Raw genomic sequence first — 25418 nt, forward strand, 5'->3', positions numbered from 1 at the left:
TATTTTTAAAGAAAAGAGAGGTTTAGGGTGTGGCTAGTTTAGTAGAAGAACTTGTAGCTATTTTAAAAAAAGAAGAAAAAATTTACAAAAAGATGCTTGGTTATGCGGAGAAGAAAGTACAGATATTAGTTGAAGCAAATATTGTAGAACTTGAAAAAATTACTAATGCAGAACAACAAAGTAGTGATGTACTTGTTTCCTGTAGTAATAAGCAAATTCAACTTTTGAAAGATATTGCCAATGTATTAGGTAAAGGCGAAAGTGAAATGACAGTCACAAAGTTAATAGATCTGCTAGATTCTCAACCTGAAATGCAAGAGAAGTTGACCATAGCCCGTAATCGTCTCATTGAAACTGCGAAAAAAGTAAACGAAGCAAACGAGCAAAATAAAATCTTGATTGAACAAGCTATTGAATTGAATAATTTTGAGATAGCGTTGTTTAAAAGTTTACGGCAGGCACCAGAGACTGCCAATTACGATGAACATGCCAATAACACGAGAAGTTTGTTAGGCACGAGCGGTTTCGACGCGAAACAATAGTAATAGTAAATGCGCAGACAGTTAGTGTGGGAGGTTTATATAGTATGGCTAATGGTTTTGGTAGTTTATATGTAGGGTCTTCAGGTCTTAGAGGTGCACAAAATGCAATTAATACGACCGCTAATAACTTGGCTAATATGGATACGATAGGTTATGTTAGGGAACAAGTTATTTTTGCAGATGAAACATATAATAAAATTAAGGACGTCACCCCTAGAACGAACATGCAGCAACACGGTTTGGGCGTATCTATTGGTGACGTTGTTCATATAAGAGATATTTTTTTAGATAAAGCTTACAGATTAGAAGAAGGAAGGTCTTCTTTTTATAATACATCATATGAAGTAGTCGAACAGATTGAAGATTTTTTACAAGAATTAAATGGAATGGAATTTAAAGAGAGTATTCTTGAATTATGGCAGTCATTCCAGGAATATGAAAAAGAACCGGAAAACTCAACAAATCAAAATTTAGTAGTAGAAAAAACAGAATTATTTTTAAGTAGGTGTGATGCGTTATACTCAGATCTTATTAGTTATCAGGATAATCTTAATGACCAGATAAAAGACTCAATTGATAATATTAATAAGTTAGCAAAAGATATATATAAATTAAATTTGGAGATTCAAAAGGTCGAAGCAGGAAAACTAGAGACAGCAATGACAGTTAGAGATATTAGAGATGCCAAGATTGATGAGTTGGCTTCATATGGAAAGATTAGTGTGGAAGAAGATGCAACAGGTTTTGCGTACATTTCATTTGAAAATATAGATCTGGTTGGATCAGATAGAGCATATGAGATTGAATTAAGAAAAGATGATCATACAGGATTTTACACTCCATATTGGAAACATTTATCGGATACTAGAGTTAAAAGATATCAGGATGTCTATAATCTAGATGCAGTTATTTCCCCAGAATTTGATTCAGATGTAGGTAAAGTAAAAGCGTTGATGTTATCTCGAGGAAGTGAATATGGAACTGCTGATTATTTAAATGGTGATGATAATGATGGTACACCATATAAAGAGCTTAAGAAAAGCTCAATTATGGAGGTCCAAGCTGAAATAGCAGTTTTATTTAGAAGAATTGTTAATACGGTAAATAACCATTTTTCTCCATTAAAAGAATCTGGCTTAGATACAATAGAAGGAACACTTGATGATGGCACGCAAGCTTCTTTTACATATGACAATGGTGTTGTAACTTATCAACATACTAATCAAAATGGAGTAGTAGACACTTATATTTATAGGAACGAGGATGAATATTTAGATAAACAAAATGGTGTTGCAGGTAAGGAATATCGAAAAGCAAATTCTATTTTAATATTAGATGAAGAAAATGCTTCTTATGGAACTGATATGGAATTACCACCTCGTGAACTATTTTTAAGATATGGTTCTGAAAGATATACAAAATTAACTGCTTCTGATGGCAAAGTTTATTATGTATATAACGGAGAAAGAATAGATAATCCTTCAACACATTATGCTCTTAGTAGGGTAGAGATTAATCCTGAGATAAAAAATCAGGCAGGATTAATGCCTTGCTATACTAAAAATGGAGCAGTTGACAGGAAACTATCGGAGAATCTAGTTCTTGCATGGGAGGTTAAAGACATGATTATAGGACCGGATGATACAATACCATGTAATATTAGTGCTTTTTACGATAAAATCGTTGGAAGAACAGCTAACAGAGGTTCTACATATCATAGTGCAGGTCAAACATTAGAGCGCTCAGCAGCAGCTTTAGATAAAAAGAGACAGGAAGTTATTGGTGTTTCTTCAGATGAAGAATTAACTAAAATGATTAAATACCAATCAGCATATAATGCTTCTAGTAGGTTCATGACAGTTATCAGTGAGATGACAGAACTTATAGTGACGCAATTGAGATAAAGGAGGAAGCATATGCCATCAACATTTTTTGGATTAAATATAGGAGCATCCGGACTTAGTGCTTTTCAAGCGTCCGTTACAACTACAGCAAATAATGTTTCAAATACAACTACAAAAGGCTATACAAGACAAACAGCTACATTGCAGTCGACAGATGCTATAAGGGTCGCTGCAAAGTATGGTAGTGTTGGTACGGGTGTAGAAGTTACTTCAATAACACAAGAGAGAAATCTATTTTATGACATGAAGTATTGGGAGGCGAATTCTAAGCAGGGATTATATGATAAAAAGTTATATTATGCAGAGCAGGTTGAAACTTTGTTAAAAGATGATAAGGTTTTAAGTGGATTTGCTACGATTTTTAATCAAATGTTTAATAATCTAGATGATATAAGTAAAAGTAATGCGGATAGAACAATAAGAAATACGTTTATTAATCAAGCGCAGAGTTTGTGTACATATTTTAATAACTTTTCATCTAGTTTAAGAAGTATTCAGGATGATTGTAACGAAGAAGTCAAATCTTACACTGAAAATATCAATGTTATTTCCCAAAAGATTTCTATTTTAAATAAAGAAATCAATCAAATTGAGATGAATGGTGGAAGAGCTAACGAATTAAGAGACGAAAGAAATTTATTGATTGATGAATTATCTTTGATTTGTAATGTTACAACAAAAGAATACAAAATTTTAAATACAAACGATCCAGATAATTATTTGGGTGGAACAAATTATGAAGTTAGAATAAATGGTCAGCTATTGGTCGATGGAAATGACTATAGAACTTTAGAGTGTGTTTCTAGAAAAGTAAGAATGAATCAGTTAGATGCAGATGGACTTTATGACATAATATGGGAAGATACTAAGACAGATTTTGCTGTATCAACGTTAAATGCTGGGGGTATGCTAAAGGCATTGATTTTTGAAAGAGATGGAAATAACAATGAAAATCTTAAAGGAACAATTCGAGAGGCTGATACATATTCAGTTGTTATTGAAAACTTAAATACAGATTCAATTAATGGATTTTTAAACGATAAAGAAGGAATTTTATATATAAATAATAAAAAATATAATTATACTAGTTGGGAAGCTGAAGTGAAGGATGGAAAAGTTGATAGTGTTAAATTCAATCTTACAACAGAAGTAACGGACAGTGACAAAGATAAGATGACGACATACAATTCAAGAGTTGAGTGTGGTATAGGGGTAGCTAATTATGGAATCCCTTATTACCAAAAACAAGCTACAGAATTTGTAAGAGCTTTTTGTAGTATGTTTAATGCAATTGAACTTACAGGTGTTGATTTAGAAGGACAACCGATGACTACGTTTTTTACAGCTAACACTCTACAAGATATGAATTGTTTTTGCATGTCAGATAAGGTAAGTGATAGAGCTATTTATGCAGATGGAATATATACTTCGAATGATACAACTTATTATTGTATGACAGCGGATAACGTTAAGATTAATGATGAATGTTTAAGAAATCCGGTAAGATTTGCAACAGCTACAGAACTTGTGAATGGTGTTGATAGAAACGAAGTTGTTGAAGAACTTAAGAAATTGCAATCAGATGTTATTTTTTTCAGGGGTGAAAAAGCTAGTTCATTTTTGGAAACTGTATTATCGGATGCTGCAATTGATGCGCAAAGAACAAGCGTATTTAGGAAGAATTATTATAATTTAACAAATTCTATTTCAAGACAAAGAGAATCAATTTCAGGTGTGGATAGAGATGAAGAAGCAATGAATTTAATCAAATTCCAAAATGCGTATAATTTGTCTTCGAAAATAATTTCAGTTTTAGCTCAGATGTATGACAAGTTGATAAATGAAACTGGAGTTTAAAAGAGGAAGGAGGAATAGACTATGCGTGTTACTGATAATATGATTATGAATAAAACAAAATATAATATTAACTTAAATAAAATGTCAGTTGATAGATTAAATACACAGATGACAACCCAACAGAAGATAGAAAAAGCATCTGAGGATCCTGTAATTGCTATGAGATCATTGAGATTATCTACTAATTTAAGTCATATGGAACAGTTTGTAGATAATAATATTCCTGATGTAGAATCATGGTTGGATGTTACTAAAACTTCTCTTTTAAATATGAATAAGGTTTTGACAGATATAAGATCAAAATGTGTGGCAGGAGCGCATGATACCCTTCAACCAGAGGATAGAAATACTATTTGGAAAGAACTTACAGCACTAAGCGAGCAAGTTTATGCAGAAGGAAATGCAGATTATGCTGGAAGAACTGTTTTTACAGGTTATAGAACGAATTGTCAACTTGTTTTTACAAAAGCTACTCAGGATACAACATATGAAATTACTCAGAGATTTAAGGAAAGTGATATTGAACATAGACGTTATTACACAAAGGGTTCTGAGGTGCCAAATGATGCAAGTACTCAGTATAGTGGGACAATTTCGCAAGAACACAATTATGATAGGTTTAGATTAGCATATAATGGAGTAGAGAAAGATAATGAGCCTGAATTGAAGTTATATGATTCAGCGGATTCAACGTTAGATGTTACATCAAATATTAATCCTCAATATAGATATTATTCAAGCGAAGAAGAGTGGCAAAGAGATACAGGAACAAAATCTTTAGAAGATAATGATATAGTTGTAATCAGAAATACTGGCGAAATGATATTTGGGAAAAATATTTCTGATACGATAAAATCGAATGATTATATTGCCGAAATAACTTATGTTAAAAAAGGTTTTGCAAAGGGTGATGTAAGACCAGAGTATTATTTTGATTGCAAGGATATTACTGATTCAAGTAATCCGATTGAGTATACTAAGGAAGATCAGCAAATTAAGTATACGGTTGCAGTTAATACACATTTAACAATTAATACGCAGGCTAGTGATGTTTTTACAACAGATATTGCAAGAGATGTTGAGGAAATGATAGACATTATTAATTCAGCAATTGTTGCACATGACAAATATGACAAGATTGTTAATATGATGAAACAATCAAGATATTCTGATGAAGTAAGTCAAGCAAATTTGAAAACTTATTTAGACGCAGCTTCGAAAGAAGTTGCATATGCCGATGACAATCTTCAAAAGACATATAGTCAGTATATTACTAATTTTGATGAATATCAGCAGGACATCAACCTTGCAGTAACAAATTTAGGTAGTACACAAGTAAGATTAAGTTTAATAAAGACGCGTGTAGAAAACCAAAGAGTAACTGTTAATGAATTAAAGGTAAAAAATGATGACAGAGAATTATCGGATATTATTCTTGATTTTTATACTGCAAATAATGCGTATCAGTCTTCATTAACAGCAGCAGCACAAGTAGGTCGTCAATCGCTTTTGGACTATTTATAAAAAAAGGTTGTATAATTTTTAGTTTTCTTTTATTATGAATTATGGGTTTGCATGAATCGATGCTTATCAAGGAAAAGAGAAGTTTACTTTTTGATGCTTGGCATCGTTTCAAATACACGTCGTCGGAGACGAAGGAGGAAATTACCATGAAGGCAGAAACAAGAGTATTTGGAACAGTTGACATTGCAGATGAAAAAATTATTACTATGGAAACAGGAATGATTGGTCTACCATTATTTAAAAAGTTTGCTTTGATTTTTGACGAAGAAAAAGCAAAAGAGGAAGACCAGGAAACTACGAACATCATGTGGCTTCAGTCGTTAGATGATCCAGATACGGCTTTTCCTGTGATGGTTCCTCAAACCGTTATGCCTGATTATAATCCTAAGGTAAATGAAGAAATTCTAGCACCACTTGGAGAATTAAATGATGAGAATACTTATATTTTAGTTACGGTTACGGTACCTTCTAAGATCGAGGATTTATCTATTAATTTGAAAGCACCTATAATCATAAACGCAGATACTCATAAGGGGGTTCAAATAATAGTAGAAGATGATTTCCCTGTGAAATTTAAAATCTATGATCTTGTCAAAGGCAATAAAAAACGTGAAGACATCGAGGATGGAAAGGCAGGTGAGTAGATATGTTAGCATTAACACGAAAAAAAGGCGAGTCGTTAGTGATTAATAACAATATCGTAGTCACTATTTTAGAGGTTCGCGGAGATCAAGTTAAGGTTGGTATAACTGCACCGAAAGAGGTACCAATATACAGAGAGGAAGTATATGTGCAGATTAAAGAAGAAAACAAGGCAGCAGTTGATGCAGAAGGTATGAAGGCATTACAAAGTTTGATAGAAAGAAAAAGTACTAAAAAAGTAGAAGAAAAATAGTAAGTGTGAACCCTAGTAAAAGGATTTAATAAGATAGTTATAAAATGGAATTTATAGTAAAGAAACCAAGATATTATTATGTTTAGTAATATTTTGGTTTTTTTTATTGTTTTTTAATAATATAAGAATTAGTGATAGTCGATAGGTATTATAGTTAGATATGTCCTTTTGTAAAGCTTATTTTGTTACATTTCAGGGAAGATTTTTTCACATGGAGGTGTTATGTATGGCCCTAGAAGCTATAAAAGGAGCTGGAATGACGATACAGGGAAGTTCGTCTTCGGCGGTAAGGAAGGTGCAGATGCAGCCTAAAGAACAATTAGCATCTAATGAGGCCGTTTCAAAAGAGTTAGCTGTAAAAACTACAGATATTGCACAATTTGGTGGTCAGAATAGAGGAAACGGCGGGGAACAACAGGAATTATATAAAGACAAAGATAATCCGCAGATAAAAAAAATGATTGAAGAGCTAAAGAAACATACAGCTGAAAATCAAGAAGTTATTTATGGTGTGCATGAACAAACGAGAAGATCGACAATTAAAATTGTAGATAAAACTACAAGAGAAGTTGTTAGAGAATTTCCTCAAGAGGAAGTTCTAGATAAGATCGGACAAGTTCTTGAAAATGCAGGATTATTAGTAGATAAAAAATTATAATATAGTAATTTAGTTTTTTTATAAAGGAGTATAAAATATGGCAGTTAGGTTATCCGGTATGATATCTGGAATGGACACAGATTCCTTGGTTAAGGCCTTGGTTTCATCGTATAGTCAAAAGAAGGATACATATAAAAAAGAACAAACCAAGTTGTCTTGGAAACAAGATGCTTGGAAAACTTTGAATTCAAAAGTATATAAGCTCTATACCGATGTGGGAAATTTAAAATATCAGGGGGCTTATGTTGTTAAAAAGAGTACAGTTTCAGATTCAACTAAAGCGACTGTTTCTGCAACAAATAAGGCTATAAATGGTGTACAAAGCTTAGAAATAAGCAATTTGGCACAGACTGCGTATTTAACAGGAGATTTGCTTGGAGAAAATGTCAAAGAAGGAACAACTTTAAGTGAATTAGGTGTTTCAGGTTCAGAAACTATTACTGTAACTAAGGGAACAGGAGCTAATGCTAAGACAGAACAGATTGAGGTTACAGCTGATATGACAGTAAAGGATTTAACTCAAAAGTTATCATCTTCTGGACTTAAAGTAAACTTTGATACAGATAATAGAAGAATTTTCATTGGATCTGATAAGTCGGGTAAAGATAATGATTTTACTATTACTTCTACCAATACAGGTGGGACTAGTGCATTAGATAAGCTTGGAATTAACAGTGGAACTAAGATTGAAGGAAAAGATGCTACCATTAAATTAAATGGAGTTGAGTATACAAATAGTTCTAATAATTTTAGTATTAATGGATTAAATATCACAGTTCAATCAACAACAGTAAATAGTGGTCCTATTACCATAAATACTAGTTCAGATTCACAAGGATTATATGATAAAATCAAAGATTTTATTACACAGTATAATAGCTTGATTAATGAGATGACAAAACTTTATAATGCTCCTTCATCTAAGGGATATGATCCATTAACTGATGATGAAAAGGAACAAATGAGTGACAAGGAAGTTGAACAGTGGGAAACAAAGATAAAGGATTCGTTACTTAGAAATGATTCTTCGCTAAGCACAATAATGAGTGCTATGACTTCTGCTATGAATTCAGCATTTGAAATTGATGGAAAGAAGTATTCATTATCTAGTTTTGGAATTTCTACTGAAAGTATCTTGACAGCAGCAGAAAATGAGTATAATGCATTTCATATTGCAGGTGATGCAGATGATAGTATATCATCAGGAAAGACAGATAAATTGATGACAGCTATTAATTCTGATCCAGATAAAGTTATTGATTTTATGAAACAGCTTTCAAATAAGCTTTACGATAATATCGATAAACAGATGAAAAGCACAAAAATTAGGTCTGCATTTAAAGTTTATAATGATAAGCAATTGGCATCAGAGTACGACAATTACCAAAAACTTATTGCTGAATGGGAGACGAGAATTGCTGAGAAAGAAGATTATTATTATAATAAGTTTTCTGCAATGGAAACAGCACTTGCCAAACTACAAAATTCTAGCAGTTCACTGACAAATTTCTTTAAATAAAGTTTATAAGGTTACTAGCGGAGGCTTTTCTTCGCTAGTAACCATAAATAAACTAGTAATAAATATGAGGAGGCTTTTTTATGGTACAAAACCAGGGTTATGCGGCATATGCAAACAATAAAATTTTGACAGCATCTCCTGCTGAATTAGTTTTAATGCTTTATGAGGCAGCAATAAAATTTACAAATATAGCTATTTCAGCAGTAGAAATTACAGAAGAACACCCTAGTAAAGATATTGAGAAGGCTCATGAAAATATTTTAAAAGTTGAGAAAATTATCGAAGAGTTGCAATTAAGCTTAGATAAAAAATATCCGGTTGCACAGGATTTTGATAATGTATATCAATATATTCAACAAAGACTAATAGATGCGAATATAAGTAAGGATAAGGAAGTTTTAGAAGAAATATTAAAACATTTGAGGAAAATGAGAGATACATGGAAAGAGGTAATGAAGAGGGCACTCGCAGGTAAATAAATTGATTCGTAGTCAAACATAAGGAGCTTGATATGCAAGAGACATATATAGATGTTATGTTACAGAGTTTACGAAAAAAAGAATTGATATTAGATAGAATCATAGAATTAGATGAATTACAAAGGGCTGCTCTAATAGATCAAAGTATCAAGCCAGATGATTTTGATGTGATTGTTGAGCAGAAATCTAATTGTATAGATGAACTAAATTTGATAGATGAAGGTTTTCAGGAAATATTTAATAAGATAAGTGACGAAATAGATGCAAACAGAGATTTGTATGCACAGGAGATTCGTCAAATGCAGGATTGTATAAGACGTATTACAGATAAGAGCGTTCAAATACAAGCGCAAGAGGCAAGAAATAAAGATTTGATGAAGAAAAAATTTAGTACTATAAGGCGTCAAGTTAAAGATATTAGATCTAATCAAGGAGCATTAAAAAAATACAATCAGGCAATGAAAAAGGTGGAATATGTAGATCCGCATTTTTTAGATAATAAAAAATAAAATCGAAGGTTAAGTTTTAAAAACTTTTACCGATATACATAGTGAGAAAACAAAGTGATTTGTTTTTGAAGTAATGAAGTTTCACTGATTCGCGCGTAAGGTGAGGTGGATTTACAGTTACAACATTTTATTTTATTAGTAGCAAGGAAGCTACGGTGTTTTATTCAAGGAGGAAAAAATTATGGTAGTACAACACAACATGGCAGCTATGAACACAAATAGACAGTTAGGTCTTAGCACAACAGCATTAGCTGGACATACAGAGAAATTATCATCAGGATACAAAGTAAACCGTGCATCTGATGATGCAGCTGGATTGTCAATTTCTGAGAAAATGAGAAGCCAGATTAGAGGTTTAAAGAAAGCTTCTGAGAATGCTCAAAATGGTATTTCATTAATTCAAACAGCTGAAGGTGCTCTTAATGAGACACATGCAATCTTACAGCGTATGAATGAATTATCAACACAAGCTGCTACAGATACAAACACAAGCGATGACAGAAGTGCAATCAAGAATGAGCTTGATCAGTTAACATCTGAAATTAATAGAATTTATTCTACAACACAGTTTAATACAATGAATCTTATCGATGGTTCTTTCACAGGAAAGAAATTACAGGTTGGTTCATTATCAGGACAGGTTATTGATGTTTCTATTGGAAAAATGGATGCAACTTCATTAGGTGTTAGTGCATTGACTGTAAGTAAAAACACAACAGCTGGTGCGGCAATGTCTAAGGTTCAGGCAGCTATTAAGACAGTTTCATCTGAAAGATCAAAACTTGGTGCATTACAGAATCGTTTGAATCACACAATTAAGAATCTTGATACAGCAGCAGAGAATACTCAGGCAGCTGAATCACGTATTCGTGATACAAATATGGCTGAAGAGATGGTATCATACTCAGCTACAAGTATTATCCAACAAGCTGGTCAGGCTATGTTAGCTCAGGCAAACAGCCAGACTCAAGGTGTAATGTCATTAATTAGATAATAGTGTTTAAAGCTAGCGCTTACAATTAAAGGACTATCAGAGAGGTTGGTTTTTACCAACCTCTTTTTTATGGGAATTTATCTTTATTAACGATTAATTAAAACAAATAAATTAATAGCAATTAGTATAAATAAAAAAGAAAAAAAGGATGAATTAATGGTTAATGAAAAATAAATAATTCCGATATAACTAGTGTATGTAAATATAGTTGTGTGTTTACGTACAAGAGTCTTTGTTAACTTAAAAGACAAGTGAAAAATAGTTGTGGCAAGGATGTCACATTTAGTTCAAGGAGGAAATTATCATGGTAGTACAACACAACATTGCGGCAATGAATACTAATAGGCAGTTAGGAATCAGTACAGCAGCACTTGCGGTGAATACCGAGAAATTATCTTCTGGATATAGAGTTAATAGAGCAGCTGATGATGCAGCAGGTCTTTCAATTTCAGAAAAGATGAGAAGCCAAATTAGAGGTTTAAAGAAAGCATCAACAAATGCTCAAGATGCAATTTCATTAATTCAAGTAGCTGAAGGTGCATTAAATGAAAGTCATGCAATTTTACAACGTATGAACGAGTTAGCAACTCAGGCGGCTACAGATACTAATACATCAGATGATCGTAAAGCTATTAAGCTTGAAATTGATCAATTAGTTTCAGAAATTGATAGAATTCAATGTACAACACAGTTTAATACAATGAATCTTATCGATGGTTCTTTCACAGGTAAGAAATTACAAGTTGGATCATTGAGTGGACAGATAATTGAAATTTCAATTGGTAACATGAATGCATCTACATTAGGCGTAAACAATTTAGCTGTATCGGATAATTCTAATGCGGGAGCAGCTATGTCTAGTGTACAATCAGCAATTCAACAAGTATCTGATCAAAGAGCCACGCTTGGTGCACTTCAAAACCGTTTGAGCCATACTATTAAGAACCTTGATACAACAGCTGAAAATACACAAGCAGCCGAATCTCGTATAAGAGACACAAATATGGCTGAAGAAATGGTACAATACTCAGCTACAAGTATTATCCAGCAGGCAGGTCAGGCAATGTTAGCACAGGCTAATACCCAGACGCAAGGAGTTCTTTCACTGATTAAATAATAACTGTAAAAAAATGTTGTCGCAAACACACAAGAAAGGCAAGTTTTGTACTTGCCTTTTTTGGCTAAAATAAGGAGCAGTGAAAATGAGATTGTTATATTGGAAATGGAATTCTTTTTTTAATGAATCGGTAGAAGATGCATTAAGGGAGCTAAAATTAGATTATATAGCATATGAAAAGAATATAACTGAGTGGGAAAATAATAAAGAATTTGAACTAGAATTTGAAAAAACAGTGGATATTAATTCAACGCAACAGAAAATAGATGTTATTTTTTCTATAAATTATAATCCAATAATAGCAAAGGTGGCAAAAGATAAAGATATAGTATACATTTCATGGATTTATGATTCGCCGATTCACATAAGGGATTTAAGTTCTATGAAATATAAAACAAATAGAATTTTTATATTTGATAGAGGACAAGTAGAAGTTTATAGAAAGCAAGGAATAGAAAGTTTTCATTTGCCACTTAGATGTGACTATAGTAGATTGCATCAGACTATAAACAACTCTACAAATATACAAAAGGAAGTTTATAAAACAGATATTTCGTTTGTCGGGAAGCTATATAATAATGATTATGGATCAATAATGACACCAATTTATGATTATGAAAAAGGATATATTGAAGGGATTATACGATCACAAAAACAATTGTATGGTGTGTACCTTTTAGAGGAACTGATAACAAATAATCTAGTAATAAAAATGAATAAAGCATATAGGGAAAGGTTGAAAGAAAAATTTAGGGTAGATAGGAGAGAAATAGAATACCTAGTTGCGTGCGAAATAACTAGAAGAGAGAGAATAATAGCATTAAGTATTGTTTCACATAAGAATAAAACATTTTTGTATTCAAATGAAACAGATAAAGATTTAAAAAAGGTAGTTAATAAAGGTTACATTGATTATAATACACAACTTCCTCTAGCATTTAATAATTCCAAAATCAACCTTAATATAACACTTAAAACTATTAGAACAGGAATTCCTCTTAGAGTGTGGGAAATCATAGGATCAAATGGTTTTGTAATTTCGAATTTTCAAGAGGAAATAGCGGAATATTTTGATATAGGAAATGATATTGTGATGTATGATGATGTAGAACAATTAGCGGAGTTGACAGATTTTTATTTAAAAAATGATGCTGAAAGAAATAGGATTAGAGAAAATGGAATAAAAAGATTAAAGAGTTTAGGAACTATAAAAAACCAAATTGAGGTTATGTTAAAAAAATAAAATGAAGGTGAATAAAATGAAAGATTTAATTTCTGTGATTGTTCCCGTATATAATGTGGAAAAATATATAGGAAAATGTGTGGAATCTATAGAGAGACAAACATATGATAATTTAGAAATAATACTTGTTGATGATGGATCAACAGATACATCAGGTTTAATTTGTGAAGAATTAGCAAGAAAGGATAAAAGGATTAGAGTGTTTCATCAGGATAATAAAGGTTTATCAGAAGCACGTAATAAAGGCTTAGAAAAAGCAAAGGGAGAATATATAGGTTTTGTAGACGCTGATGATGTGATTTATTCAAAAATGTATGAAAAACTTTACGAGACATTGATTATTAGTGAGGCAGATTTTTCCGTGACAGGTATTGTAAAATATTATGGAAAGAAGAAAAAAGAATTTGAGCCAGTGAAGAAATTTGAAGTTGTAGATGAACATGGTTTTTGGAGCTCAATGTTAAAAGAAAAGGGAGTTATATATAATGTGGCTTGTACGAAGTTGTATAGAAGGAGTTTACTAGATAATGTTAGATTTTTACCGGGACGAATACATGAGGATGAATTTTTTTTAAACGATATAATGCCAAGAGTTGATAAAATTGCTAAAGTAAGTGGAGTGTATTATGTATATAGAATCAGAGAGGATAGTATAACAAATATTGAAAAAACATCAACAGAAATAATGTGTGCTTTGATGGCTTTATGGGATAGATATTTGTATTTGAAACATAAAAAGTATTTAGACATACAGTCATATACTCTTATGCATATGATTTATATAATTCGTTTTGATGAAGAAAAACTAGATAAAAATATAGATTATAAAGTCCTAAAAAAAAGAGTTTTTTTGGAATATAGAAATAAGGAAAATAGATCTAAAGATTTAACAATTAGATTGAAAACATATTTATTAGTTAACCATTTTAAATTGTATTCTAAAGTGAAAAAATGGAGGAGTTATTGAGTGTATGAAGGCCTAAAAAAAAGCATAATAAAAGGGATAGGGTGGAAATTTGCTGAGAGAATAATTGCACAGGGAGTAGCGTTTGTGGTCTCAATTCTTTTGGCTAGAATATTAATGCCAGAAGATTATGGTAAAGTCGCAATAATTTGTTTGTTTATCACATTGGCGGATGTGCTCGTTTCAAGTGGATTAGGTACGGCATTAATACAAGATCAAAATGCGAAAGACGAAGATTTTTCTACAATTTTTTATTGCAGTTTAATATTGTCTGTTATTATGTATTTTTTATTATTTAGTTTTTCACCTTTAATTGCAAAGTTTTATAAAATTAAAGAACTAAGTATTTTAATTAGAATTTTTTCCTTAAGAGTTATTTTAGGCGCATATAATACAGTTCAACATGCATATATTATAAAAAAGATGGAATTTCAAAAGTTCTTTTGGGGTACTTTAGTAGGAACAATAATTTCTGCATTGCTAGGTATAATTTTGGCTTTAAATGGTTTGGGAGTATGGGCATTAGTAGTTCAATACTTGTCTAATTCGGCAATAGATAGTTTCGTGCTATCGTTTATAATTAGTTGGCATCCCCAAAAAGTCTTCTCTATGGAAAGAGCAAAAGTTTTGGTTGGTTATGGCTGGAAAATAATGTGTGCAGATTTTTTAGGAACTTTTTTTAATCAAATTCAAACGGTTTTTATTGGAGGATATTATAATGCAACACAGTTAGCATTTTATAATAAAGGTAATCAAATTCCAAATGCCATTTTTAATAATATAACAGGTTCTATGAGTAGTGTATTATTTTCAGCATTTTCTAAATGTGTAAATAATGTACAAAAAAAAGAGCTAACAAGACAAGTTGTAAAAAAAATTGCATATATTTTTTTCCCGGCTGTAGCGGTGTTATTGACAGTGTCAGATGTAGTGATAATAGTGTTATTTACTTCAAAATGGAAAAGTTGTGTGAAGTTTATGAAGTATGGAGTTGTAGGGGTGGCTTTTTGTTTAATAGGGGAAATATGTATACAAGTAGTAAAGGCAACTGGTCGAAGTGATATAGTATTGAAGATAGAATTATTAAAAAAACCACTGTATTTAATAATGCTTATGATAGCATTGAAAAAAGGTGTACTTGCAATTGCACAAATTACGTGTATCTATAGCATTATTGTGGCACTTATAAATTTAGAGATTATGGGGAAAGTAATAAATTATAGCTTTATCGAGCAAGTTAAAGATTTGCTAATACCAGGACTGTTAAGTTTAGTATTGGTATTTAGTTTGTATGAATTAAATTGTTTACTAAAAATGGAAAATGAAAAAATAGTGTATAATCTTTTGGCGCTAGGTGCAATTTATTTAGTGTTTTATCTTATAGGAAAAAAAGATAAAAAAAGAAAAGTTGAAGGTAAAAAGTATGGAAATGGTGAGAATATTTAGTGTAAAGGTATATCATATAATCATTTTTTTGTTTTTGTCAAAATTTATGAGTTTACTACCAATAAAAAAAGGAAAAATAGTGTTCTCAAATTTTCAAGGTTCAGGGTTTGGGGATTCACCTGCAGAAATTGCTAAAAAACTAAAATACTATAAAGGATTAGATTTGGTATGGCTTGTAAAAGATTTAGATGAGCCAATGCCAAAATATATTAGAAAGGTAAAGTATAGATCGGTAAAAGCGTGTTATGAATTAGGTACTGCTAATGCGTGGGTGGATAATGTTAGAGATGAGCATCTAGTTTTAAAGAAAAAGAAACAGGTTTATTTGCAACTTTGGCATGGAAGTTTTTCAATTAAAAAAATAGAAAAAGATGCAAGTGATAAGTTAAATTTAAGATATTTATTAAATGCAATATATGATGGCAAAATTATCGATGGAATTACATGTGGAAATAGTAATCAGGAAAAGATTTTTAGAAGAGCATTTTATTTAAAAAACAAGAATCAGATTTTAAGATATGGAACACCGAGAAATGATGTCTTTTATGATAAAAATAGGGTAGATAATATTAGAAAAAATGTTAGAAAGATGTTAGGTATTGGAGAAAAGGATTTTGTTGTGTTGTATGCACCAACATTTAGAAATACGCAAAATAAAGATGTATATTGTGTAGATTTTGAAAGTGTAGTTGATATATTTGAAAGAAAAACTCATCAAAAAGTTATAATTTTAATCAAATTACATCCAAATATAAAAAACATAGGCATAAGCTATTGTAAGGAATTGGTAAATAAAAAGGTTGCATTAGAAGTCTCCGATTTTTCAGATTCTGTGAAATTGGGTATTGGCGCGGATGCAATAATTACAGATTATTCAAGTTACATATATGATTTTGCTATTTTGGGAAAAATAGGTATCTTTTTTGCAAAAGATTATAAGGATTATACGAAAGAAAGAGGATTATATAAAAAATTAGAGGAGTATCCTTTTCCACTTGCTACAACTAATGAAAAATTAATAGAAGTAATAAATCGTTTTGATTTATTGAAGTATAGAAGAGATGTAAAAGAGTGGTTAGAAGAATTGAAAATATATGAAACAGGAAAATCGTCCGAAAAAATAACTGAATGGTTAATTGGAAAAATGTCAAAATAGTAAAGGAGTAAGCTATATGTTGTTTTTTGAAGAAAAGTTTTTCGAGGGAGAAACAAGGGAGGGCTTTTATATAGAGCCTATGATGAAACGAGCATGGGCTGCGCAATTGGAAGTGTTAAAAGAAATTGAACGAATTTGCAGAAAATATGAACTGGTATATTTTGCCAATTGGGGAACGTTATTAGGTGCAGTTAGGCATAAGGGATTTGTACCATGGGATGATGATATTGATATTCTTTTTAAGAGAAATGATTGGAATGAATTTATTAAACATACAGATGAGCTTCCAGAAAGTTATAAAATCCTTAGTTATTCAGATGAAACAGAATATAGGAATTTTTTTACAAGAATAGTTAATAGTACAATAATTCCAATAACAGGAGAGAAGCTAAAAAGATATCATGGATTTCCATATATTGCAGGTATTGATATAGAAATTCTAGATAATGTAAGCGACAATAACGAAGATGATGAGATGCAAAAAATGGTAGTTGATATTATTGTTAATACAGAAGGTTTGCTTAACAGATACAACAAAAATAAATTAAATGATAATGAAGAAATAACGCTAGATGAATTAAATGAATCAATAGCTAAAATAGAAGAAATATGTGCAATAACAATAGACAGAGGAAAAGATATAAATAACCAATTGTTTAAATTATGTGATAATGTTTCTCAGATATATAATGAAGATGAAACTAGTAGAGTGCAATGTGTGTTGCAGAGAGCCACAAAAGAAAAAGATTTTATTTTTGATAAGAATTGTTTTTCAAAAGCAGTAGAGGTACCATTTGAAAACACTACGGTTTTAATTCCAAGTGGTTATGAAAGTATATTGAAGTTTTTGTACGGAGATGATTACATGATTCCGAAAAGAGGAACCGCTGAGCATGATTATCCTTATTATGAAAATCAACAAAGAGAATTAATGAAGATTAACGGGATTATTAGTTAAAGAAGGAGAAAAAAATGGTTAGTGTCGAAAAATTTATATCAATGTTAGGGGTTGATTTTTTTGTAGGAGTACCTGATTCAAAATTAAAAAAATTAGTTAATTATTTAATGTATAAATATGGAATAGATAACAAGCATCACTTGATAGCAGCAAATGAAGGAAATTGTGTTGCAATCGCAGCAGGTTATTATTTGGCAACGAAGAAGGTCCCTTTAGTATACTTACAAAACAGTGGAGAAGGCAACATTATTAATCCTATCGCTTCATTAATTTCTCCAGATGTATATAATATTCCAATGATTTTCGTTATAGGATGGCGAGGAGAAGACGGATTAAGGGATGAACCACAACATAAATTTCAGGGTAAGATAACAAAAGATTTAATGGATTTAATGCAAATAGAGAATGTAACACTTACAAAGGATACAACTGAAGGAATGCTATCAAAGAATATAGAAGATTTGAAAAAAGATCTTGAAAAAGGAAAAAGTGTTGCATTTTTAGCAAAGGAAAATGCATTTTCGTTTGAAAAAATAATGGAATATAAAAATGATAATAAGCTAAAACGTGAAGAAATTATAAAAAAAATTGTTGAAGTGGCAAATGATAATGTTATAGTCTCGACTACAGGCAAGGCAAGTAGAGAGCTATTTGAAATTAGAAAAAATAAAAAGATGTCACATAAAAACGATTTTTTAACAGTAGGATCTATGGGACATTCATCTTCTATTGCTCTTGGGATAGCGATTAGTAAATCTGATGAAAAAATATGGTGCATAGATGGAGATGGCGCAGCTATTATGCATATGGGAGCTATACCTGTTATAGGGGCGGTAAAACCATCAAATTTTATTCATGTGATTATTAATAATGGAGCACATGAATCAGTCGGAGGAATGCCTACTGTTGCTCAGATAGGATGTGATTTTTCAGGAATTGCCAAAGCATGTGGATATAAATATGTGTATAAAGTTTCAAATATGTGGGAATTAGAAGAGGCATTGATAAAAGTTGAAAAAAACAAAGGATTAACAATGATTGAAGTTATGAGTGCAATAGGAGCAAGGAAAGATTTGGGACGTCCAACATTATCTCCAACTGAAAATAAAGAGAATTTTATGGAAAGATTAAAAGGATAGGTGGAAAATATGTATACAGTTGATATAGTGTCTCCTTGCGGTGGTGGAAAAAGTGGAATAGAGAAAGTATTAAAATCATGGAAAAAAATAAAAAATATTAATATTAGATTTGTGCATTTAGGGCGAGGGATTGCATATTTAGATGGTTATAGAGAAGCGTATGAATTTGACGTTTATGATAGTAATAAAGATATGGTATCCCAAACGAGTAAAATGGCAGAAACTTATTCAAAGTTTGTCTTGAAATATGGCCCCCCTAATTTAAGTATTGCTTTAAATTATCCAATCATGTCAAAAATTATTAGAGTATCTCAGAAATTATTAACTAAAGAAAATAAAGATGAGTTTAAAATAGTTTCATTTGTGCATAGTGATGTAAATATGTATGAAACAGTTGGACTTGGGGGATTAATTGAACTTGCAGAAGCAGATTACCACTTATGTATAAATAAAACATTAATAAAACAACTAAAAGAGGCAGGAATTAACGAAAACAAAATATTTAATATTGGAAATCCTATTGAATTTCCAGAAGAAAAAATTTTTCTAAAAAGGAATTATGAAAATGGAAAAATAAGGAAAAAACAAAACAAGTTAATTTTCGTTGGAAGAGTATCTGCAGAAAAAAGATTAGATATTATATTAGAGGCGATGTATAGAGCAAAAAGTAATTGGAAACTAAAAATTATTGGAGATGGGGAATATAAAAAAGAATTATTTGATATAGTAGAATATTTGGAATTAAGAAATAATATTGAATATTTAGGGTGGAAAGACGAACCGTGGGATTATTTAGAAGATGAAGTGGCATTGGTATCGGCGTCAGATTACGAAGGTTTTTTATTGGTGGGGGCTGAAGCATTAGCAAATGGTATTATGGTGTTGACTACTCGAACTGTTATTGATTATATAAAAGAAGGTGTTAATGGGTATTTTTTTGATAATACAGATGGTATTCAGTTAGCACAACTTCTTGATAGAATTGCAAATGGAGAAATAAAAATTCCAGATCCTAAACTATGTAGAGATTCGGTATTAGAGTATGAAGAAGAAAATTATTTAAAGAAAGTGAAGGATATTTTGTTGAGAATGATAGATAAAACAGCAAATATATCAGCTGATGACTATTTTAAACTAATTTCAGATTTGATAGAATATAAAAAAAATGAAGAATTAGATAGAGCGTTGTTTGAAGCATTAATAAAGTATCCGTATGATTATAGATGGTATTTTATTAAGAGTTTATTAGCGGAGGCAGAGGAAGATTATGAAGAACAATTTCTATGGATTTTGCTTATAAAGTTTTTGAAAGAAGACAAAAAAATTAAACTGACAAAAAAAGATGAAGATGATGTAGAAAATACTTATATTGATTTGAGAAACAATAGAATATTAAGAAAAACTAACATTAGAAAAAAAACAATAAAGTTGTTAAAAAAATTGATTGATCTTAAAGCGTATGAATTATCTGAAATGTATGTTTCATTTTTCCTTAAATCAGAGTGTTTGGAAATAGAGTTAGGAAAAGTTTTTATGGATCGAGAGCTTGTTACTATGTCTATGATGTTAGAGATTGGTTTGACAGAAATAAATAATGGGTGTGTTATTTTATCTAATAGAGAAGAAAGTATTGAAAAATATAATAGTATTATAAGATATAAAGATAATACTAAAAAATTTTTTGAAGTATTAAAGAAAGTTAGATTTTGTATAGAAAGAATTTGTTACGGGATTAAAGAAATAAGAAAAAGAACTTTAGTAGATGTCATAGTGGAAAATGATATTACGCCGGAGATGTTATTAGTATTTATAAGAGGAACTGTTCCACTTGATTGTAATAATTATTCTGTATATAAGAGAATTTTAAATTATTTAGAAAATGAAAGAGTTAGAGGAAAGACTATTAGTGAGAAATTTATCAAAAGATATGAAATGTTTCTACCTATTTTGAAGGAAATGGAACAAGGAAAAAAAGAAGTGTTGTTTCAAGAAGTAAAAGAAGAGTTTGCTTTTAAAAAGACCATATTAAATTTAGATGAGTCAAAAAGAAGTGAAATAATAGAGTATGAAAAAAGCAAAACAGAAAAAGGGGGTAATGAGTGTGAAATCTTGAATTGCACTATAAAAGAATGGGATGAAATAAAAAGGATAATAACTGATGGTAGCAAGAACGTAGATAACAAAAAAATAGCAATTATATTTTGCACAAATGATAATGAAATGCGTCTAGAATGTGAAGCTTATTTGAGAACCTTGAAAGTCCCAGACGATTATTCATTAGAAGTAATTGAAGTTGTTAATGCAAAAAGCATGACAAGTGGATATAATGCAGCTATTATCAATACAGATGCAAAGTATAAACTATATATTCACCATGATGTATGGATTATAGAACCTAATGTTTTATTAGAGTTAATACAGACAGTTCAAAAATTTGAGGATTTAAAGTTAGTTGGTGTTGTAGGTTCAGGAAATTTTTATATAGGTGGTTGTTGGTTTGTAGGAGAAAATTTAGAAAAAAATTTTGCTAAATTATGTCAGAACTATGAGATAGAAACACATTTAACTGAATATATTGGAAAAGACGTAGATTGTGTCGGAACACTAAATGATAAAATAAAACTATACCGAGCAAAAGCAATAGATGGGGTTTTTATGTTTACTACAATAGATGTTCCATGGAGAGAAGACGTATTTACGAACTGGCACTTTTATGACATATCAGAATGTGTGGAATATGTAAAAAGAGGTTATGAGTGCGCATTTTTTGATAATGGAAAAATAAATATACACCACTATGTGACGGTAAATGGTGAAGCAGCAGTAGAATACTTAGAATGGAAGGATATTTTTTTGAATTATGTGAAAGAAATAGATGAAAAATTATTTGATTAAGGAAAAAAGCTACATTTACAAACAAAACCGCTATATAAAAACATAAGTCCAACGGTTAAAATGTTTGTAAATGTAGCTTTTGTATTTATTGATTGTCTAGTCGTTAATAAATCTTTTTTATAGTATTAATTAAAAGACACACTCTATAATCTGCTCTATACGTTGGTTGTATGTAAAGTGTTTTTTAATTACTTCTAAGCCGTTTTCAATGATTTCTTTACGCTGTTTTTCGTGCTCCAAATAATACTCACTTAATATAACGAGATCGTTATAGTTTTCAAAGTAAACAATATCTTCACCATTTGTAAAATAATCTAATATTTCAGGAGAGTATGAAGTAATTAAAAATCCTTTGTCAGCTATTACATCAAGTGGTCGTTGAATAATTCCTGAAGGTACTGTGCGTGCTGTAAAATTCAAATTTATTGATGATTGATTGAAAACCTGATGCATACTTGTATCATAGTCAACTGGTAGATGAGGTATAATATGATTCTTAAAATCATAAGGTGCATCAGAAAATAAGTGTACACTATAATTAAGATTACCCCGTAACATCTCAAGGGCGTTAATGCGTTCTATTTGAGATAATTTACATTGAATAATATCTACAATAAAATCTCGGTAGGTTAAAAATGAACCAACCTCATTAGGAATATCAATATACTCTTGAAATTTAGATAAAATATCATCTGTTATACAAGGAGTGATTAAATCATAACTCAAGAGATTGTGTTGAGAACTCATTAATCCATTTATGAATCCGTGTAAATAATCTGGTAAAGATTTTATTTCATCAAACGGAATGCCTAAATATAGACGACCCACAAAACTAATATCAGGTGTATAAGGCATAGTTTGTTTCTCGTTCAAAAAATCAATATCAGTAATAGAAGTTGCAAGAGGCATGTGAAAAACGTTAGACGCGCCAAATCCTTTTAGTTTTTTACACTCAAATTTGTCAAAGTGAAAAATATATACCTCAGGATATAAAATCGTATCTGAATAAAGAGTAAAAAGGGGACAATCAAAACTCCAACTAAGATATAGAATTCCATTCTTGTGAGCATAATCAGCAATAAAAGGAAAATAATTGATGCTAAAAATAAAATCAATAGGATGTTTATTAATAATATCGTTAAAATCTGAATCAAGTTTTGCTACACTTTGTAGAGAGTAATGAGCAATGTAATCACCGTTATATACAATAACATTATGACCGTTTTCTTCTAATGCCTTTAATACAGGAGAAAAATTAATTTCAGACCATGTGAAATATAGAATGTTCATCATAATAGCCTCCCTTAAATAATATTCTAAGAGCCTTTTGCTCTAACGTTTCTACACTCTATTTCGGATTCTTTTTGCTCAAAATTAGTTTTTGGAATTATCTTTTGGAAATATCCAAAAAAAGAGAAAATAAAAAAACTTTGAATAAATAAAATTGTACCTTTAAAAAGAGAAAACAAAAAATTTAATAAGATTCAAAATCAGAATACCATTATCAGAAAACTGAAGATATATAAAAGGGAGATACCACGCTAAGTGTGATATCTCCACCTAAATTGTTAAAATAAAACACCTGTAAAAGCCACGGCGGATCAAACATAATTATCAAGAAATAAACCAACAAATGAAGAAGGTAGGTAAGGAGTAGGAAAATTATTATATGGTGGCTTATATTCATAAATTATTCGATCCATATAGGCGAATGGATTAATGGAAATATCATCAGCTTTATTTCCAATAGAGTTTTTAAAATTGTTTAATGTAGCAAAAGTTGTTTCAATATTTTCTGAAGAAATTGCATCTTCTAACAAAATATCGTTTACAAAAACGTATCCATTATCATTAACTTCAAGCCCAATTGAATCAAGTTGAGACTTCATGCTGGTAGAAACACTAGCCATATTGATAAAAAACTGACTTCTATTTGTGTTTCGATTAGGAATAGTGGCATATTTTTGAGCCAAAGTTAGCATATTGTTGTATGCTGTAGTTAAATTTGTGACATTATCAAAAATAGCATCAAAATTGTTTTTGAATCCAATTTTTGATGTTGAATTTTTCCCTTCTTTAAGTAGTTCGATTTCTAATCCATTATCTAACGAAAAAGAGTTAGACGTAGTTGAGTATTCATCGTCATTAATTGTAAAATTTGCATTTGTTGGAGATTGTGTAACATTTGAAATCCCCAAAATATTCATTACAGCAATATCATTAGCCTTAGAAGAAGGAAAAATATTAAATTGGTTTGCGCCGGTTTCTGGTACTCCCGTGTTGATAGAAGAAATCCTAATAGCGTGTTTATTGTCGTCATCACTAACAAGAGATGCTTCAACACCAATATGAGCTGAATTAATCAAATTTACCAATTTACGTTGAACAGAGAGATTGTCTTCCCCAAGTTTAACGTTAAATTGAAATTCATATGTAGCAGATTGGGTTTTCAAGTCAAAAGAATAATTACCTATTGGAAGAGACATATTGTTGTCTTTTAAATAATTCCCAGTATTAATCTGAGGTTTAGCTAGCGAATTAACGCATAAATAAAAAGAATCGCCATTATCAAGCGATGATTCACCAGTAAATAAAGCTTTTGCAACAATCGGATTAGATGAGTAAGCGACCTTTTTTTCAAAACAGCTATTAATATCTTCGTTTTCCGATAAGGAAGCTACAATGTGTAAAAGATTTCTAGAGCTCTCCTTTATATCAATTGCAAATCGTTTTGCAGTAGAAGGTTCAGTAAGTTTGAAAAGAGGAGAGTTTTTATTTACCTGAATCATTTTGGTATAAACTTTTTTTAGGTCATTTTTAGAATGACTATCATACTTGGACGATTTCCTACTATTACTGGATTGTAAAAAATAAGTATACGCATTCTCGATTTTTGGCATCTTCTCCCCTCCTTTCTGAAACTTACTATGGAGAGTAAACGGAAAAAATACGCCATTTAAAAACTACTATTAAAATCCTATTGAAAATTAGTAAATAACACAATTATATGTTCTAATAATTAAACGTGAAAAATAACAAGTAAAAAGGGGTAACTTAGATGTAAAAAAGTATGTTCAGATAATTATACGTGAAAAAATAAATAAGTAAAAATAACAAGTGAAAAGAAGCAACTTAGATGAAAAAAAATAGTATATTCAAAATGTAACATGTAAAAAAATTAAAACTTCAACAAGTATTATAACATATCACATAAGGAAAAGTATTAAATATAGTACTTCTTATAAAGATAAGTATAATCTATAGAAACATTATATAACATATAAGTAAAAAAATCAATATATATTAATAATTATACTTGCTTTTTTTTGTAAAAAGTGGTAAAATCAAAAAAAATATATTGACGAGAAAATAATATTGTGTTATATTTAGAAGGCTTAAAAGTAGGTCTTTTTTTTATGCCCAAATAAATGGGTTAAGCAACAAAGAAATTAAACGGAGGTGGAAGTTGTGCGCACAAAGATTACATTAGCTTGCACAGAGTGCCAGCGTCGTAATTATAACATGACAAAGGACAAAAAAGCTCATCCGGACAGAATGGAAACAAAGAAGTACTGCAGATTCTGCAAGACACATACAGTACATAAAGAAACAAAATAGT

General features: G+C 30.6%; 22 protein-coding genes. 20 read left to right on the plus strand and 2 right to left on the minus strand.

The window, feature by feature from the left end:
* Positions 1 to 29: 29 nt before the first annotated feature.
* The 19 genes from BLV79_RS02720 to BLV79_RS02810 all read left to right on the plus strand — a co-directional run bounded on the left by BLV79_RS02720 (position 30) and on the right by BLV79_RS02810 (position 21799).
* Positions 30 to 542, plus strand: coding sequence for a flagellar protein FlgN (locus BLV79_RS02720; protein ID WP_074715967.1), 513 nt, complete (start codon positions 30 to 32; stop codon positions 540 to 542).
* Positions 543 to 586: 44 nt separating this feature from the next.
* Positions 587 to 2446, plus strand: coding sequence for a flagellar hook-associated protein FlgK (locus BLV79_RS02725; protein WP_074715969.1), 1860 nt, complete (start codon positions 587 to 589; stop codon positions 2444 to 2446).
* A gap of 12 nt (positions 2447 to 2458) precedes the next feature.
* Positions 2459 to 4303, plus strand: coding sequence for a flagellar hook-associated protein FlgK (gene flgK, locus BLV79_RS02730; protein ID WP_074715970.1), 1845 nt, complete (start codon positions 2459 to 2461; stop codon positions 4301 to 4303).
* Between the two features lie 21 nt (positions 4304 to 4324).
* On the plus strand, positions 4325 to 5827 hold the full coding sequence (locus tag BLV79_RS02735; protein WP_074715972.1) for a flagellin N-terminal helical domain-containing protein: 1503 nt from the start codon (positions 4325 to 4327) through the stop codon (positions 5825 to 5827).
* A 146-nt stretch (positions 5828 to 5973) separates the two neighbouring features.
* On the plus strand, positions 5974 to 6471 hold the full coding sequence (fliW, locus tag BLV79_RS02740) for a flagellar assembly protein FliW (RefSeq protein WP_074715974.1): 498 nt from the start codon (positions 5974 to 5976) through the stop codon (positions 6469 to 6471).
* A 2-nt stretch (positions 6472 to 6473) separates the two neighbouring features.
* Positions 6474 to 6722: a carbon storage regulator CsrA gene (csrA, locus tag BLV79_RS02745; RefSeq protein ID WP_074715976.1), complete on the plus strand. Its 249-nt coding sequence runs from the start codon at positions 6474 to 6476 to the stop codon at positions 6720 to 6722.
* Positions 6723 to 6948: 226 nt separating this feature from the next.
* The gene (locus BLV79_RS02750) at positions 6949 to 7380 is read left to right on the plus strand and encodes a flagellar protein FlaG (RefSeq protein ID WP_074715978.1); all 432 of its coding nucleotides are present in this window, start codon (positions 6949 to 6951) and stop codon (positions 7378 to 7380) included.
* 37 nt (positions 7381 to 7417) lie between these two features.
* Positions 7418 to 8899: a flagellar filament capping protein FliD gene (gene fliD, locus BLV79_RS02755; protein WP_074715980.1), complete on the plus strand. Its 1482-nt coding sequence runs from the start codon at positions 7418 to 7420 to the stop codon at positions 8897 to 8899.
* A gap of 80 nt (positions 8900 to 8979) precedes the next feature.
* A complete protein-coding gene (gene fliS, locus BLV79_RS02760; protein WP_074715982.1) occupies positions 8980 to 9378 on the plus strand; it encodes a flagellar export chaperone FliS in 399 nt (132 codons plus the stop codon).
* A 32-nt stretch (positions 9379 to 9410) separates the two neighbouring features.
* Entirely contained in the window at positions 9411 to 9887 is a 477-nt protein-coding gene (gene flgN, locus BLV79_RS02765; protein WP_074715984.1) for a flagellar export chaperone FlgN, read from the plus strand.
* A 181-nt stretch (positions 9888 to 10068) separates the two neighbouring features.
* Complete coding sequence (locus BLV79_RS02770) at positions 10069 to 10881, plus strand: flagellin N-terminal helical domain-containing protein (protein ID WP_074715986.1); 813 nt, start codon at positions 10069 to 10071, stop codon at positions 10879 to 10881.
* 304 nt (positions 10882 to 11185) lie between these two features.
* On the plus strand, positions 11186 to 11998 hold the full coding sequence (locus tag BLV79_RS02775) for a flagellin N-terminal helical domain-containing protein (protein ID WP_074715988.1): 813 nt from the start codon (positions 11186 to 11188) through the stop codon (positions 11996 to 11998).
* Positions 11999 to 12083: 85 nt separating this feature from the next.
* Positions 12084 to 13241 carry a glycosyltransferase family protein gene (locus BLV79_RS02780; RefSeq protein WP_074715990.1) on the plus strand — a complete coding sequence of 386 codons (1158 nt, stop codon included), beginning with the start codon at positions 12084 to 12086 and terminating at the stop codon, positions 13239 to 13241.
* 16 nt (positions 13242 to 13257) lie between these two features.
* Positions 13258 to 14208, plus strand: coding sequence for a glycosyltransferase family 2 protein (locus tag BLV79_RS02785; RefSeq protein WP_074715992.1), 951 nt, complete (start codon positions 13258 to 13260; stop codon positions 14206 to 14208).
* Entirely contained in the window at positions 14209 to 15651 is a 1443-nt protein-coding gene (locus BLV79_RS02790) for a lipopolysaccharide biosynthesis protein (protein ID WP_074715993.1), read from the plus strand. It begins immediately after the preceding gene.
* 46 nt (positions 15652 to 15697) lie between these two features.
* Complete coding sequence (locus BLV79_RS02795) at positions 15698 to 16807, plus strand: CDP-glycerol glycerophosphotransferase family protein (protein WP_159429319.1); 1110 nt, start codon at positions 15698 to 15700, stop codon at positions 16805 to 16807.
* A 16-nt stretch (positions 16808 to 16823) separates the two neighbouring features.
* The gene (locus BLV79_RS02800) at positions 16824 to 17765 is read left to right on the plus strand and encodes a LicD family protein (protein ID WP_074715997.1); all 942 of its coding nucleotides are present in this window, start codon (positions 16824 to 16826) and stop codon (positions 17763 to 17765) included.
* Between the two features lie 14 nt (positions 17766 to 17779).
* Positions 17780 to 18904, plus strand: a complete 1125-nt coding sequence (aepY, locus tag BLV79_RS02805; RefSeq protein ID WP_074715999.1) for a phosphonopyruvate decarboxylase — start codon at positions 17780 to 17782, stop codon at positions 18902 to 18904.
* A gap of 9 nt (positions 18905 to 18913) precedes the next feature.
* Positions 18914 to 21799 carry a glycosyltransferase gene (locus BLV79_RS02810; protein ID WP_074716001.1) on the plus strand — a complete coding sequence of 962 codons (2886 nt, stop codon included), beginning with the start codon at positions 18914 to 18916 and terminating at the stop codon, positions 21797 to 21799.
* Positions 21800 to 21928: 129 nt separating this feature from the next.
* On the opposite strand, the gene BLV79_RS02815 is transcribed toward BLV79_RS02810, so the two are convergent.
* Both BLV79_RS02815 and BLV79_RS02820 read right to left on the minus strand, forming a co-directional pair.
* Positions 21929 to 23092: a glycosyltransferase family protein gene (locus BLV79_RS02815; RefSeq protein WP_083354410.1), complete on the minus strand. Its 1164-nt coding sequence runs from the start codon at positions 23090 to 23092 to the stop codon at positions 21929 to 21931.
* A gap of 308 nt (positions 23093 to 23400) precedes the next feature.
* Complete coding sequence (locus BLV79_RS02820; protein ID WP_074716005.1) at positions 23401 to 24699, minus strand: hypothetical protein; 1299 nt, start codon at positions 24697 to 24699, stop codon at positions 23401 to 23403.
* Between the two features lie 568 nt (positions 24700 to 25267).
* On the opposite strand from BLV79_RS02820, the gene rpmG reads away from it, so the two are divergent.
* Positions 25268 to 25417: a 50S ribosomal protein L33 gene (gene rpmG / locus BLV79_RS02825; RefSeq protein ID WP_022749961.1), complete on the plus strand. Its 150-nt coding sequence runs from the start codon at positions 25268 to 25270 to the stop codon at positions 25415 to 25417.
* The last annotated feature ends 1 nt before the right edge of the window (position 25418 follow it).

It is taken from the genome of Lachnobacterium bovis DSM 14045, from assembly GCF_900107245.1.
Classification (GTDB): Bacteria; Bacillota; Clostridia; order Lachnospirales; family Lachnospiraceae; genus Roseburia; species Roseburia bovis.

Bases quoted from the DNA above. Each gene is read 5' to 3' on its own strand.
- fliS (WP_074715982.1), top strand. From the start codon at position 8,980: ATGGTACAAAACCAGGGTTATGCGGCATATGCAAACAATAAAATTTTG.
- fliW (WP_074715974.1), top strand. From the start codon at position 5,974: ATGAAGGCAGAAACAAGAGTATTTGGAACAGTTGACATTGCAGATGAA.
- BLV79_RS02795 (WP_159429319.1), top strand. From the start codon at position 15,698: ATGAGTTTACTACCAATAAAAAAAGGAAAAATAGTGTTCTCAAATTTT.
- BLV79_RS02775 (WP_074715988.1), top strand. From the start codon at position 11,186: ATGGTAGTACAACACAACATTGCGGCAATGAATACTAATAGGCAGTTA.
- BLV79_RS02810 (WP_074716001.1), top strand. From the start codon at position 18,914: ATGTATACAGTTGATATAGTGTCTCCTTGCGGTGGTGGAAAAAGTGGA.
- BLV79_RS02725 (WP_074715969.1), top strand. From the start codon at position 587: ATGGCTAATGGTTTTGGTAGTTTATATGTAGGGTCTTCAGGTCTTAGA.
- BLV79_RS02735 (WP_074715972.1), top strand. From the start codon at position 4,325: ATGCGTGTTACTGATAATATGATTATGAATAAAACAAAATATAATATT.
- flgN (WP_074715984.1), top strand. From the start codon at position 9,411: ATGCAAGAGACATATATAGATGTTATGTTACAGAGTTTACGAAAAAAA.
- BLV79_RS02780 (WP_074715990.1), top strand. From the start codon at position 12,084: ATGAGATTGTTATATTGGAAATGGAATTCTTTTTTTAATGAATCGGTA.
- aepY (WP_074715999.1), top strand. From the start codon at position 17,780: ATGGTTAGTGTCGAAAAATTTATATCAATGTTAGGGGTTGATTTTTTT.
- BLV79_RS02815 (WP_083354410.1), bottom strand. From the start codon at position 23,092: ATGATGAACATTCTATATTTCACATGGTCTGAAATTAATTTTTCTCCT.
- BLV79_RS02750 (WP_074715978.1), top strand. From the start codon at position 6,949: ATGGCCCTAGAAGCTATAAAAGGAGCTGGAATGACGATACAGGGAAGT.
- flgK (WP_074715970.1), top strand. From the start codon at position 2,459: ATGCCATCAACATTTTTTGGATTAAATATAGGAGCATCCGGACTTAGT.
- BLV79_RS02820 (WP_074716005.1), bottom strand. From the start codon at position 24,699: ATGCCAAAAATCGAGAATGCGTATACTTATTTTTTACAATCCAGTAAT.
- fliD (WP_074715980.1), top strand. From the start codon at position 7,418: ATGGCAGTTAGGTTATCCGGTATGATATCTGGAATGGACACAGATTCC.
- BLV79_RS02800 (WP_074715997.1), top strand. From the start codon at position 16,824: ATGTTGTTTTTTGAAGAAAAGTTTTTCGAGGGAGAAACAAGGGAGGGC.
- csrA (WP_074715976.1), top strand. From the start codon at position 6,474: ATGTTAGCATTAACACGAAAAAAAGGCGAGTCGTTAGTGATTAATAAC.
- BLV79_RS02770 (WP_074715986.1), top strand. From the start codon at position 10,069: ATGGTAGTACAACACAACATGGCAGCTATGAACACAAATAGACAGTTA.
- BLV79_RS02785 (WP_074715992.1), top strand. From the start codon at position 13,258: ATGAAAGATTTAATTTCTGTGATTGTTCCCGTATATAATGTGGAAAAA.